At 68.6% G+C, this 12744-nt stretch carries 12 protein-coding genes; 9 read left to right on the top strand and 3 right to left on the bottom strand.

Annotation, left to right across the window (positions count from 1 at the left end):
* Window positions 1-15: 15 nt before the first annotated feature.
* Window positions 16-711, bottom strand: coding sequence for an antibiotic biosynthesis monooxygenase (locus tag ACWGI8_RS27380; protein WP_453664833.1), 696 nt, complete (start codon window positions 709-711; stop codon window positions 16-18).
* A 212-nt stretch (window positions 712-923) separates the two neighbouring features.
* On the opposite strand from ACWGI8_RS27380, the gene ACWGI8_RS27375 reads away from it, so the two are divergent.
* Genes ACWGI8_RS27375 through ACWGI8_RS27365 form a run of 3 tightly spaced genes read left to right on the top strand, consistent with a single transcriptional unit; the run spans window position 924 to window position 3247 of the window.
* Window positions 924-1376, top strand: a complete 453-nt coding sequence (locus ACWGI8_RS27375; protein ID WP_453664831.1) for a nuclear transport factor 2 family protein — start codon at window positions 924-926, stop codon at window positions 1374-1376.
* Entirely contained in the window at window positions 1373-2671 is a 1299-nt protein-coding gene (locus tag ACWGI8_RS27370) for a cation:proton antiporter domain-containing protein (protein WP_453664829.1), read from the top strand. Before ACWGI8_RS27375 ends, ACWGI8_RS27370 begins: the two co-directional genes overlap by 4 nt.
* 18 nt (window positions 2672-2689) lie before the next feature.
* Window positions 2690-3247 carry a flavin reductase family protein gene (locus ACWGI8_RS27365; protein ID WP_453664827.1) on the top strand — a complete coding sequence of 186 codons (558 nt, stop codon included), beginning with the start codon at window positions 2690-2692 and terminating at the stop codon, window positions 3245-3247.
* 16 nt (window positions 3248-3263) lie between these two features.
* Here the strand turns inward: ACWGI8_RS27365 and ACWGI8_RS27360 are convergent, their stop codons facing one another.
* Window positions 3264-3671 carry a winged helix-turn-helix transcriptional regulator gene (locus ACWGI8_RS27360; protein WP_453664825.1) on the bottom strand — a complete coding sequence of 136 codons (408 nt, stop codon included), beginning with the start codon at window positions 3669-3671 and terminating at the stop codon, window positions 3264-3266.
* A gap of 200 nt (window positions 3672-3871) precedes the next feature.
* On the opposite strand from ACWGI8_RS27360, the gene ACWGI8_RS27355 reads away from it, so the two are divergent.
* The 5 genes from ACWGI8_RS27355 to ACWGI8_RS27335 all read left to right on the top strand — a co-directional run bounded on the left by ACWGI8_RS27355 (window position 3872) and on the right by ACWGI8_RS27335 (window position 10919).
* Window positions 3872-5365, top strand: coding sequence for an MFS transporter (locus ACWGI8_RS27355; RefSeq protein WP_453664823.1), 1494 nt, complete (start codon window positions 3872-3874; stop codon window positions 5363-5365).
* A gap of 15 nt (window positions 5366-5380) precedes the next feature.
* Window positions 5381-5776, top strand: coding sequence for a pyridoxamine 5'-phosphate oxidase family protein (locus ACWGI8_RS27350; RefSeq protein ID WP_453664822.1), 396 nt, complete (start codon window positions 5381-5383; stop codon window positions 5774-5776).
* 221 nt (window positions 5777-5997) lie between these two features.
* The gene (locus ACWGI8_RS27345; RefSeq protein ID WP_453664820.1) at window positions 5998-7473 is read left to right on the top strand and encodes an FAD-dependent monooxygenase; all 1476 of its coding nucleotides are present in this window, start codon (window positions 5998-6000) and stop codon (window positions 7471-7473) included.
* 63 nt (window positions 7474-7536) lie between these two features.
* Window positions 7537-9237: an NAD(P)/FAD-dependent oxidoreductase gene (locus ACWGI8_RS27340; RefSeq protein ID WP_453664819.1), complete on the top strand. Its 1701-nt coding sequence runs from the start codon at window positions 7537-7539 to the stop codon at window positions 9235-9237.
* 176 nt (window positions 9238-9413) lie between these two features.
* A complete protein-coding gene (locus ACWGI8_RS27335; RefSeq protein WP_453664818.1) occupies window positions 9414-10919 on the top strand; it encodes an FAD-binding oxidoreductase in 1506 nt (501 codons plus the stop codon).
* 33 nt (window positions 10920-10952) lie between these two features.
* Here the strand turns inward: ACWGI8_RS27335 and ACWGI8_RS27330 are convergent, their stop codons facing one another.
* On the bottom strand, window positions 10953-11546 hold the full coding sequence (locus ACWGI8_RS27330) for a TIGR03086 family metal-binding protein (protein WP_453664816.1): 594 nt from the start codon (window positions 11544-11546) through the stop codon (window positions 10953-10955).
* 269 nt (window positions 11547-11815) lie between these two features.
* Here ACWGI8_RS27330 and ACWGI8_RS27325 point away from each other — a divergent pair, with 269 nt between their 5' ends.
* Window positions 11816-12661, top strand: a complete 846-nt coding sequence (locus ACWGI8_RS27325) for an NAD(P)H-binding protein (protein ID WP_453664814.1) — start codon at window positions 11816-11818, stop codon at window positions 12659-12661.
* Window positions 12662-12744 lie beyond the last annotated feature (83 nt).

Genomic DNA, 12744 nt, shown 5'->3' with positions numbered 1-12744 from the left:
CCGTCGGAATCGTTCCTACTGACCCGCCGACCGGGAGTGCACGACCCGGTAGGTGTTCCAGTCGTGCGAGGTCGCCAGGGCGGCCACACGGACGTCGGTCTTCTGCCGTGCGGCGGACCGCTCCGCCTCGGGCAGGTCACGGAAGCGGTCGTACGACTCCTTGCCGTCCCACTGGGAGTAGGAGACGACGAACGTGCCGTCGAGGCCACGGGCGCGCAGACCCCGCAGGACGGTGTGGGTCCGGTAGCCCGCCACCTCGAGCAGCCACTCCTGTGACGGGCCCAGGGCGTCGATCAGGTCGTCCTGGTCGTTCTCCGCCACACCGTAGATCTCGATGACGGTGTAGTCGTCGCGGTCGGGCGATATCTCGGTCACGCCGCCCAGCGCCGGCGCCTGCTGGGTGAAGGCCACCTCGTTCTGCAGCAGCCGGATCGACGTCGTGATCTCGCGGAAGAGAGGGAGCGTACGGTGCTTGAACTCCTCGCCGGCGTAACGGGCTTCGAGGTCCTCGGTGGAGCGCCACTGGATGAAGTTGGCCGTGCCGGGCTTGTCCTGGCCGCTGTGGACCGTGCTGGAGATCCAGCCGTCGAAGGCCGCGCTGTCGACGATCTCCCGCATCGCCCCGAGCAGGCTCTCCTGCTTCTCGGGGGCGTCGGTCGAGAACAGGTTGAGGACGGTCAGGTGCTTTCCGTCGGCTGCGATTTTCGGCATTCTCTCTTCTCTTCCGCTTGAGGACATGGAGGAACGGAGGGCCGTTTCCCGAACAGCATCACAAGAACGGATCGTGAGCTGAAGTGCGTTCTGTTCAGGAATTCCGGCAGGTTCGTCAACTCTTCGAGGGCGTCGTCAGATCTTCCGCAACTTCGTCAGATCTGTGACAAGCGGCCTTGGGTGCCCCTCGGAAAGGGCGCCATGCTCGGGTAATGAACTCAGGCCAGTCAACTCCCGGTTCCGGCACGGGCACGCTGCTGGACCGATATCTGATCGCTCTCGACGACGACAAGCTCGACGACGCATGGGCGCGAAGCCTGTTCACCGAGGACGCCCGTGTCGAGTTCCCGATGAGCCGGCACGAGGGCATCGTCGGGCTCGCCGATTACCACCGCGACGCACTGGCGGCATTCGAGCGGACACAGCATTTGAATTCACCCGCGATTGTCGATGCCATGAGCGACGACCGGGCCGTACTGCGCGCCAATCTCGTGTCGACGCACGTCCACCACCCCGGCGCGGCCGCGGAACCGCTCTTCGTGACCGGCACGCTGGTGACCGGTGAGGCCCGGCGTACGCCCGAGGGCTGGCGGCTCGCCGCGCTGTCGTTCCGCGTGGTGTGGATGACCGGCACCCCGCCCGGCACCGGAGGGGCGGCCCGATGACCACCATGGCAGCCGGCACACCGGACATGAAGTTCGCGATCATGCTGGCCGACATCGCCGTCGTCCTGCTGGTCGGACTCGTACTAGGCCGGGCCGTACGGCGGTTGCGCCAGCCCGCGGTGATCGGTGAGATCGCCGCGGGCATCGCTCTCGGCCCGAGCGTGCTGGGCCTGCTCCCCGGGGACCTGCCCCAGCGGATCTTCCCGGCCGACGTACGCCCGTTTCTGTCGGCGGTCTCCCAAGTCGGCCTCGTCATCTTCATGTTCGTGGTCGGCTGGGAGTTCGAGAAGCGGCTGATCCGCCCGCACGCCGGCCTGGCGGCCGGGGTCTCGCTCTCCTCCGTCGCGCTGGCCTTCGGCCTCGGCGTGGCCCTCGCGACCGTGCTCCACCCGCACCATGCGACGGTGGCCGGACAGCACATCTCCTTCGTCGCCTTCGCCACCTTCATGGGTACGGCGATGTCGGTGACCGCGTTTCCCGTGCTGGCCCGGATCCTCGCCGACAACAAGCTGCTCGACACCCGGGTCGGCACGCTGTCCCTGGCCAGCGCGGCCATCGACGACGTGCTGGCCTGGTGCCTGCTGGCGTATGTGTCGGCCCTGGTCAGCGCGGACGGCGACTATACGGAGCTGGCACGGATCGGTGCGCTCGGCGTCGGCTACGTCGCGCTGATGCTGCTGGTGGTGCGGCCCCTGGTCGCCCGCCTGGTGTGGCGCTGGGCGAGCACCGAACGCTGGTCTTCGCTGCTGGTGGTCCTGTGCGCCGGCGCGTTCACCTCGGCCTGGCTGACCACCTGGATCGGCATCCACGCCATCTTCGGCGCCTTCCTGTTCGGCTTCGTGATGCCGCGTGAGCCGGTCCGTGTCCTCACCCAGCATCTGCGCAAGCCGCTGGACAACGTGAGCCTTGTGCTGTTGCCGGTGTTCTTCATCGTCACCGGACTCGGCGTGGACCTCGGCGCCCTGACCGCCGGTGACTACCTCGCGCTGGCGCTGATCATCGCCGTCGCCTGCGCGGGCAAGCTGCTCGGCGCGGTCGTACCGGCGCGTCTGTTCCACCTGTCCTGGCGGGAGGCGAAGGACCTCGGGCTGCTCATGAACACCCGGGGGCTGACCGAACTCATCATCCTCAACGCGGCCGTCAGCCTGGGCGTCCTCGACGGGCGCATGTTCACCATGCTGGTGATCATGGCTCTCGTCACGACGGCGATGGCGGGGCCCCTGCTGTCCCGGCGCGAGGCTCTGACCACCGACCTGACTCCGGAACCCGCGAATCTCATCACCCCGCGTACCTGACGAGACGAGAGGGCTCTCGTGATTCCCGTACAGCACGCATCGCACCAGCAGAAGCCGGTGGACGGCAAGGCGCTGCGCAACGTGTGCGGCAACTTCGCCACCGGCGTCACGGTCATCACCACCGGCGGGCCCGGCAACTCCGCCGGAACCACGGTCAATTCCTTCACCTCCGTCTCTCTCGAACCGCCGCTCGTGCTGTTCTGCCTGCACGAGCGGTCCCGGCTGCGTCCGGTGCTGAAGGAATCGGGCGGGTTCGTCGTCAACTTCCTGACGCGTCAGCAGGAGCCACTCGCCTGGGCGTTCGCGGGCCGCGAGTCCGCGAAGGTCGAGGAGGTGCCGCACCACCGGTCCTCGGAGGGACTGCCCGTCCTCAGCGGGGCCCTGGCGTATCTGGGCTGCCGGCTGATGGAGGAGTACGACGGAGGGGACCACTCCATCCTGCTGGGTGAGGTCGTCGAGCTCGGGGTTCCCGCCCGCGACGAGAACCCGCTCATCTTCTACAGGGGCTCGATGCGTGTGCTGGAGGAGGCAGTGACCGCGGACGTGGGCGCGGGTACGGGCGCGTCGCGACGCTGAGCCGCGATCGCGCCCGTCAGGCTCGCTGGTCCGCGGAGTCGAAGTCCCGACGTGCCTGTTCGACCTTGGACAGGTTGGACTCGGACCACTCGGCGAGCGTCGCGAAGAGCGGCGCCAGGCTGCGTCCGAGATCGCTGATCTCGTACTCCACCCTGGGGGGAACCTCGGGGTGGTAGGTGCGCAGGACGAGACCGTCGCGCTCCATCTGCCGCAGCCTCTGCGTCAGTACCTTCGGCGTGATCGTGGCGATGTTGCGCTGCAACTCCACGAAGCGCTGCCGGCCGTACTCGTTGAGGGTCCACAAGATCGGCGTGGTCCAGCGGCTGAAGACGATGTCGAGTACCGGTGCGATCGGGCATGCCTGTTCGGACCGGGCCGGTGCCGTGCGCGCGCGGGTGCCGCTCTGGGTGGTCGTACCGCTCATGGGTCCTCCCGGGAAGTCACTTTCCTCTAGGTACCTACTTTACCCAGGATGCTAGCGTCCTGACGCGCTCTCCGGTCCGGTCCGGTCCGGCTCCGGTTCCGTCCCGGCTCCGCCCCCGATTCCTTCCGCGATTCCTTCTGCGATTCCTCCTGCGATCCCGCTTCCGATCCCGCGAATCCTCCTCATCCACCAGGAGCGACATGTCGATCCCAGAGTCCCTGCACAGCACCGGCCGGGCAGCGGCCACACCGCAGGTGCGCCGTCCCGGGCTCATCCTGGCGTTTCTCTGCCTCGCCGGATTCATGACGTTCCTCGATGTGTCGATCGTGAACGTCGCGCTTCCCACCATCGAGGACGAGCTCAACATCTCCCAGACCCAACTGCAGTACGTCGTCACGACGTACGGAACGCTGCTCGGCGGGTTCCTTCTGCTCTGCGGCCGGCTCGCCGACACCTTCGGGCGACGCCGGATGCTGCAGACCGGACTGATCCTGTTCGCCCTGTCGTCCCTGCTCGCGGGGTTCGCACAGGACGCCGTCATGCTGGTCGTCGCCCGTGGCGCCCAGGGCCTCGGCGCGGCGTTCATCGCCACCGCCGCACTCAGCCTGCTGACGAACACCTTCGAGGAGGGCGCCGAGCGCAACAAGGCCCTCGGCGCCTGGGGTGCGCTGAGCGGTATCGCCGCGGTGGCCGGTGTCACCCTGGGCGGTCTGCTCACGGACGGACCCGGCTGGCGCTGGGTCTTCTTCATCAACGTGCCGATCGGACTGGTGGGCGCGCTGGTGGCGCCGCTCATCGTGCCCGAGAGCCGTGCCACGCGGCGGCGTCAGGGATTCGACGTCACCGGGGCAGTCCTCCTCACCACCGGTCTGGTGCTGCTGATCTTCTCCCTCGGCCTCACCGTCGACGACTCGGACGTCCCCACGGCCCGGATCTACAGCGGGTTCGGCGTGGCGGCCGTGCTGCTGCTCGCCTTCCTGCTCATCGAACGGCGCGCCAAGGCGCCGCTCATCCCGCTCGGCATCTTCCGGCGCCCGGCGCTGCGCGCGGCGAACGCCGTCGCCGTGCTGCTGCTCGGTACCGCGGTGTCGCTGTTCTTCTTCGCCAGCCTGTTCATGCAGCAGGTCCTGGACTATTCGGCGGTCAAGACCGGACTCGCCTATGTGCCGCTCGCCGTCATCACGGCGGTCGGTGCCGGTGTCGCCTCGCAGCTCGTCACCAAGGTCGCCACCAAGCCGGTCCTCATGGCCGGTCTCGCCCTCGCGGCGGGCGGCATGCTGCTGCTGTGGCGGGCGCCGTCCGACGCCTCGTACGTCACGGATCTGCTGCCCGCCTTCCTGCTCACGGGTCTCGGGCTCGGTCTGTCGTTCGTGCCCGTGCAGGTCTCCGCGTTCACGGGGGCCGAGGAGCAGGACTCCGGCCTGGCTGCCGGTCTCATCAACACCAGTCAGGAGGTCGGCGGCGCGGTCGGCCTGGCCGTCGCCGCCACCATCGCCTTCCGCAACATCCCCCAACTGGAGGCACAGGCCCGGGGCATCCCGGAACTCGTGAGGGAGGCGCGGACCAGCGTCTTCCACGACGCCTTCCTCGTCGGAGCGGGCTTCGCCGCGGCCGCGTTCGTCGTCACCCTGCTGCTCCTTCCCGTCATGAAGGCATCAGGGCAGCCCGGCGACGCGCCGAAACACGCCGCGTAGAGAACGGGCGAACGCATGCCGCTGCGACTGCCGCTGTCCGCCTCGGCCGAAGACTTTCTCGCCGAGAACCACCTGGGCACCCTCGTCACCCATCGCCCCGACGGCACGCCGCACGTGACGCCCGTGCGGTTCACCTGGGACGGTGACGCCGGGCTGGCCCGGGTCATGACCGCCCGGACGCGCCGCAAGACCAGGAACGTGCTGGCCGGCCCCGGTGGCCGGGTGGCGGTCTGTCAGGTGGCGGGTCCTCACTGGATCACTCTCGAAGGCACCGCGACGGTGTCGGACGACCCGCTACGGGTGCGGGAGGGCGTACGCCGTTACGCCAAGCGCTACTGGTCACCGCCGCCGGAGCCACCGGGGCTCGTGGTGATCGAGGTCGCGGTCGAGCGGGTGATGGGCCTGTACTGAGCCCGTATCGAAAGGCGGCACCGCCGGTCGCCGAATCCGCGGGTGAGGGTGCCGGAAAGCGTCTTCCGGCACCCTCACGCCTTTACCCGTGACCACCCCGGATCTGCCCTTCCAGTAGCTGCAGGAATTTGACGAACTTGTCGGAGTCCTGTACTCGCAGCCATTCATCTTCCCGGGCGCGCTCGGAATACTGGAAAGAAACAGCCGTCGGGAGAGGGAACATGGACAATTTCGATGCCGATGTGATTGTTGCGGGAGCAGGCCCTTCGGGGCTCATGCTCGCGGGTGAACTCCGCTTGGCGGGACTTTCGGTCGTCGTGGTCGACCGGCTGGTCGAACCCATGCAGCAGTCACGGGCCCTGGGGTTTTCCGCCCGTACTATCGAGGAGTTCGGCCAGCGCGGGCTTCTGGCGAAATTCGGTGAACTCGAGACCATCCCCGTCGGGCATTTCGGCGGCCTGCCCATCGACTATCGCATTGTCGAAGGTGGGAACTTCGGGGTCCGGGGCGTTCCCCAGTCCCTGACGGAATCCATACTCAACGACTGGGCGGTCGGCCTCGGGGCCGACGTACGCCGGGGGCAGGAGCTCGTCGGCCTCACGGCCTCGGACGACGGTGTCGAGGTCGAACTCGCCACCACCGAGGGCGACAAGTGGCTGCGCGCCGCCTACGTGGTGGGCTGCGACGGTGCCCGCAGCACCGTCCGCCGCCTGGCCGGCATCGACTTCCCGGGCACGGACGCGACCATCGAGATGAAGATGGCCGACGTCTCCGGTATCCCGCTGCGCATCCGCCCGACCGGCGAAGTCGGTGAAGCGGGCATGGTCGTGGTGCTCCCGCTGGGCCCGCACGCCACGCGCGTCGTCGTCTTCGAGCGGAACGCCGGGGTCAGGAAGGTGCAGGAACCGCCCACCTTCCCGGAGGTCGCCGACGCCTTCCAGCGCGTGACCGGCGAGGACATCCACGCCGCCGAGCCGGTGTGGACCAGCTACTTCACCGACGCGAGCCGCCAGGCCGGTTCCTACCGGAGCGGACGGATCTTCCTGGCCGGGGACGCGGCGCACATCCATCTCCCCATCGGCGCCCAGGGCATCAGCGCCGGCCTCGGGGACGTGGTGAACCTCGGATGGAAGCTCGCTGCCGAGATCAAGGGCTACGCCCCGCCCGGACTGCTCGACACCTACCACACCGAGCGGCACCCGGTCGGCACCCGGATCGTGGCCAACACCCTGGTCCAGCGCTCCCTCTACCTCGGCGGCGCCGAGATGCAGCCGCTGCGTGACGTCTTCGCGGAACTGGTCACGATCGAAGCGGTCCAGCGCCACCTCGTCGGCCTGGTCACCGGTCTGGACATCGCCTACGACGTCGGCGCCGGCGACCATCCGCTGCTCGGCCGCCGCCTGCCCGACCAGGAACTGCTGATCGGCGACCGGAAGTCCACCACGTACCAGCTCCTGCACAAGGGGCACGCGCTGCTGCTCGACCTCCACGACAGTCCCGGACTGCGCGAGACGGCGCAGGCCTGGTCCGACCGGGTCGACATCGTCACCGCAACTCGCCACGACCCCGCGGCACCGGCCTCCGACCTGCTGGTGCGCCCGGACGGCTATGTCGCCTGGGCCGGTGCCGACGGCTCCGCCGAGGGACTCGGCGAGGCGCTCACCCGCTGGTTCGGCGAGCCCCGTCACCAGAACTGAGCACAGGCCGACGCGCGGCAGACGCGTCGTGGGAATCCGAAATCCGAGAAGAGGAGTGCGGTCTTGCCCACCAAGGCTGGGGCAGTGACAGAGGCCCCCAAGGCAGACGAGTGGACCGAGTGCGACGTCGCGATCCTGGGTTCGGGCCTGGGAGGCTCGATCATCGGCGCGATCCTGGCCCGGCAGGGCGCCGACGTGGTGCTCATCGACGCGGGGCAGCATCCGCGGTTCGCCGTCGGTGAGTCCCAGAACCCGCAGCTGGTGGAGTGGCTGCACATTCTGGCCGTACGGTACGACGTCCCCGAGATCAAGCACCTGCTGGACATCAAGGCGGTGACCGAGAACATCGGTCCGCACCACGGCAGGAAGCAGAGCTTCGGCTTTGTCACCCACCGGACGGACCGCGAGCCGGACCCGCGCGAGGCCACCATGTTCGTCATCCCCAAGATGCTGACCGAGGCCACGCATCTCTTCCGCCAGGACACCGACTCGTACTACGTGAACGTGGCCGCCAAGTACGGCTGCACGCTCCGTCAGAACTGGCGCGCGACCGACCTCGACTTCGACGAGAGCGGGGTCACGGTCACCGGCCAGAACGGCGAGGTGTTCCGCGCCAAGTACCTCATCGACGCCAGCGGATTCCGCTCGCCGCTGGCCCAGAAGTTCGACCTGCGCGAGAACCCGCCCCGGCACAAGCACCATGCGCGGTCCCTGTTCACGCACTACGTCGGCATCAAGCCGTACGACGATGTGTGCAACTACCCCGAGGCCCTGCGCCCGCCGGCCGAGTCCCCCTTCCATGGCGGGACCCTGCACCATCTGATCGAGCGCGGCTGGTTCTGGATCATCCCTTTCGACAACTACAAGGACTCCAGGAACCCGGTGTGCAGCGTCGGACTCACCTTCGACGAGCGCGTGTACCCCAAGCCCAAGGACATGACTCCCGACGAGGAGTTCAACCACTACCTCGACATGTACCCGGCGGTGAAGAGGCAGTTCGACGGCGCCAAGCGGGTACGTGAGTGGGTCTCCACCGATCGGCTCCAGTACTCGTCCAAGCGGACCATCGGCCACCGCTGGTGCCTGATGTCCCACGCCGCCGGCTTCATCGACCCGCTGTACTCGCGCGGTCTGTCCAACACCTTCGAGGTGGTGGACGCCCTTGCCTACCGCATCCTGGACGCGCTGCGCGACGACGACTTCTCCGTGGAGCGCTTCGAGTACGTCGAGCGGCTCGAGCAGGGCCTCCTCGAGTACAACGACAAGATCGTGAACAGCTCGTACATCTCGTTCTCCCACTTCCGGCTGTGGAACGCCGTGTTCCGGGTGTGGGCGTGCTTCACGACTCCCGCGACCATGCGGCTGATCCAGGCCCGGCAGAACTACTCCCTGGACGGCGACGACCGTCACTTCAAGGAGATGGAGAAGGCCCCTTACCCGGGGCTGTGGTGGCCTGACAGTCATGCCTTCAAGCATCTGCTCGAAGTCACCAACGAGACCTGTGAGAAGTACGAGGCCGGCGAGATCGACGGCGACAAGGCGGCCGACATCGTCTTCCAGGCCATCAACGACTGCGAGTCCGTCAACACGCCCTTCGGCTGGAAGGAAGGCGAGGACCGCCGCTTCTTCCGGGCGACGACCCCCACGATGATCAAGTTCATGTGGTGGGCGAGCACCAGCGGACCCAAGGAGATGCGCGACCTCGGCCGCTCCATGCTCAGCGGCGTCGTCAGGCAGGGCCTGCGCGGCCGCAAGGTGTCCTGAGCCGGCTTCCCTTCCTCGGCCCCGCCACCCCCGTCCCCGCCACCCCGTCCCCACCCGACACCCCCCACACCGAAGCCCGGTGCCGTCGCCACCGGCCCGTCCGCCCTTCCATCGGGCGGGCGGGCCGCTGTGCCGCCGGTGCCGTCGTCACAGCAACTCCGATCTTGGGACAACGTGTGATCACTCGAAGAACGCTCCTCGGCGCGGGAACAGCCGCCGTCGGCCTCACCGTGCTGCCGTCCACCCCCGTCCTCGCGGGAGGGGGAATCCGCTGGGACCAGCTCGAGCGCAACCTCGAAGGACCGCTCGTGCTGCCGTCCGACGAGGCGTACACCGTCGCCAGGCAGCTCGAACTGGCGCAGTTCGACGCCACGAACCCCCAGGCCGTCGCCTACTGCGTCAGCTCGGCCGACGTGTCCGTCGCCCTCCGCTTCGCACAGGACAACTGTCTGCCCGCCGCGGTACGCAGTGGCGGACACAGCTACGGCGGGTACTCGACCACCCCCGGCCTCATCGTCGACGTCTCGCGGCTGAACGCCGTGACGGTCGGGGAGCGCTCGGTGCGGATCGGCCCCGGCGCGCAGAACGTCGACATCCTCAACACGCTCGCTCCGCACGGGCTGGTGGTCAGCGAGGGCGGTTGCCCCACGGTCGCGGCCGGCGGCTTCCTGCAGGGCGGCGGCTTCGGCCTTCTGGCGCGTCCCCTCGGGATGGCCTGCGACGCCGTGACCTCGGCCGAGGTGGTCCTGGCCGACGGGCGGATCGTCACCGCGTCGCCACGGCAGAACGGCGATCTGTACTGGGCGATACGCGGTGGTGGCGGCGGAAACTTCGGCGTCGTCACCAGGTTCACGGTCACCCCGCACACCGGTGACCAGATGGCCGTCACCATGCTGGCCTTCCCCTACGACCGCACGGTCGACGTCCTGGACGGCGTCGCCCGGTGGCTCCCGGACGCACCGCGCACCATCGGCGGCGGTGCGTACGTGGTCCAGCCAGACTCGGCGCCGGGCACGGTGCCCCAGACGAACGTCATGCTCGCCTCGCGCGGCACTCCTGCCGAACTCGCCACGGAGGCCGCCCGGTTGACCGCACTGACGGGCGCGCCCCAGCACCGTCAGGACGCCGTGATGACGTATCAGGCACTGATGATGATGGTCTTCGGGTGCGGCGACCTGACCCAGGAGCAGTGCCGGCGGTCCGAGAAGAATCCCCAGGGCGTACTCCCCAGACCCGCGTTCGGCCTGGAGCGGACCCGCCTGGGGAGCGAACCGCTCAGCCACAGTGGCTGGTCGGAGGTGATGTCGGCATTCGACGCCGACCGCAGGGCTGGCCAGGCGCGCTATCTCGACCTGCACATGTTCGGGGGAGCGGCCAACGACCCGGCCCGCACCGACACGGCGTACGTCCACCGCGACGCCCTGTTCTCCGTCAACTACCGTGTCCTGATCAACGATCCGGCGCAGAACACGGCCGAGAACCGGGCGGTCGCGACACGCTGGGTGGACAACGGATTCGCCACGATCGACCCGTTGTCGAACGGCGAGAGCTACCAGAACTGGATGGACCCGGCGCTGCGGGACTGGAAGCAGTCGTACTACGCCGAGAACCAGTCGCGGCTGGCGACGGTCAAGGCCAAGTACGATCCTCACCGCTTCTTCGCGTTCGCCCAGGGCATTTGAACGGGGGTGCGGGGGACTTCGTCCCCCGCACCGTCACGGGCGGCGGCCGTACCAGCCGACGAGCCGGTCGATGTGCGGGGCATCGCCGGGCACCTCCACGACCGGGCCGAAAGGCACCTGGCCGCCACGCGGATCGGCCGGGACGGCACGGTGCATCGCGGCCAGGGGCGCCGCGAGGACCGCAGGGTCCCATTCGGGGCTCTGGCCGGTCGCGGTGGCCACGTCCCAGGTGTGCAGGACGAACTCGTTGGTGTAGATCACCGCAGCCGCCGCACCCGGCACCGGTCCCCAGGGCAGGCCGATCTGCCGTCCGAGGACAGCGGGATCGGACCAGACGGCCTCGACGTCCTTGGCGGCGGTGGCCCACGCGGCCGGCCACTCGCCGTCGGTCACGTCCTCGGCGAAGTGCGGAACGCTGAAGAACTCGCCGCCGCCGCCGATCACGGCCACCCTGCGCAGGACGGAGACGAGGTGGTTGCAGAGGTCACGCACGGTGTACTCGGGACAGGGCGTGGACCCGTCGTACTGGTCGGGCCGTACCGCGGCGACGGTGCGTCCTGCGAGGTCGATGGCCTTGGTGAGGCCGGGACGCGGATCGCTCATGGCTTCGGTCTTCGCTTCAGTCATGGCTTCAGTCTTCAGGTCAAACCGGTCATCCTCCGGCCTGTTTACGGGGGAAGGACGATCAGTCCTGAAAGCCGGCCGCCATGACGCCGCCGGGAAGTCGCTTTCCTCTAGGTACCTACTATACGAAGGATGCTAGCGTCGCGAATCGCGGCAGGGGACACACAGGGCGCAGTGAACGCAGCAGACGAAAGCCCGACGACATCCCGCGACAACAGCGCCGCCTCGACTGCAGCAATTGCCACGATGACCACCGGTTATGGGAGTTGTTCATGATCGTAGTTACGGGAGCGACCGGGAACGTGGGCCGACCGCTCATCGCGTCACTCGCCTCAGCCGGCGAACAGGTGACAGCCGTCTCACGGCGCCCACTCAGCTCCGAGGCGCCGCAGGGCGTACGACACCACCAGGCCGACCTGGCGGATCCCGAAAGCCTGCGGCCCGGACTCGACGGGGCCGAAGCCCTGTTCATCCTCCTCGCAGGGCCACTCCTCGTGTCCGGTGGGAGCCCGAGCAAGCTGCTCGACGTCGCGGCGTCCAGTGGCGTGCAGCGGGTCGTCCTGCTCTCCTCGCAGATCGTCGGGACACGGCCCGAGGTCCTCTCGCACGGCCGCCTCCGCGCATTCGAGGAGGCCGTCCGGGAGTCCGGCCTCGACTGGACGATGCTGCGGCCGGGAGGCTTCGCCTCCAACGCGTTCGCCTGGGCCGAGTCGGTCCGCGCGGAACGGACGGTCGTCGCGCCGTTCGGGGACATCGCGCTGCCGGTCGTCGACCCCGCCGACATCGCCGACGTCGCGGCCGTGACGCTGCGGGAACATGGCCACGCCGGCCGCACTTACGAACTGACCGGACCGGCACCGATCTCCCCGCGCGGGCAGGCCGAGACGCTCGGTGACGCACTGGGAACTCCGGTGCAGTTCGCCGAACTCACCCGGGAGCAGGCGCGCTCCCACATGCTGCAGTTCATGCCCGAGACCGTCGTGGACGGGACTCTCGACATCCTGGGCGAGCCGCTGGCCACCGAGCAGCGGGTGAGCCCCGGCGTCGAGCAGCTCCTCGGCCGCCCGCCCCGCACCTTCGGTGAGTGGGCGGAACGCAACATCGCAGCCTTCAAGTGACATGACCTGACGGGACCTGACGTGACCGGAGGGGAATCCGCCCGTCCTGCTTCCGCCTGTCCTGCTTCCGCGCGGACCATCTC

It is taken from the genome of Streptomyces sp. NPDC054841 (assembly GCF_053611045.1).
This window is presented reverse-complemented; position numbering and strand designations above follow the sequence as displayed.

Coding starts and splice junctions, on each gene's coding strand:
- ACWGI8_RS27380 (WP_453664833.1), bottom strand. CDS start 711: ATGCCGAAAATCGCAGCCGACGGAAAGCACCTGACCGTCCTCAACCTG.
- ACWGI8_RS27375 (WP_453664831.1), top strand. CDS start 924: ATGAACTCAGGCCAGTCAACTCCCGGTTCCGGCACGGGCACGCTGCTG.
- ACWGI8_RS27370 (WP_453664829.1), top strand. CDS start 1,373: ATGACCACCATGGCAGCCGGCACACCGGACATGAAGTTCGCGATCATG.
- ACWGI8_RS27360 (WP_453664825.1), bottom strand. CDS start 3,671: ATGAGCGGTACGACCACCCAGAGCGGCACCCGCGCGCGCACGGCACCG.
- ACWGI8_RS27355 (WP_453664823.1), top strand. CDS start 3,872: ATGTCGATCCCAGAGTCCCTGCACAGCACCGGCCGGGCAGCGGCCACA.
- ACWGI8_RS27350 (WP_453664822.1), top strand. CDS start 5,381: ATGCCGCTGCGACTGCCGCTGTCCGCCTCGGCCGAAGACTTTCTCGCC.
- ACWGI8_RS27345 (WP_453664820.1), top strand. CDS start 5,998: ATGGACAATTTCGATGCCGATGTGATTGTTGCGGGAGCAGGCCCTTCG.
- ACWGI8_RS27330 (WP_453664816.1), bottom strand. CDS start 11,546: ATGACTGAAGCGAAGACCGAAGCCATGAGCGATCCGCGTCCCGGCCTC.
- ACWGI8_RS27325 (WP_453664814.1), top strand. CDS start 11,816: ATGATCGTAGTTACGGGAGCGACCGGGAACGTGGGCCGACCGCTCATC.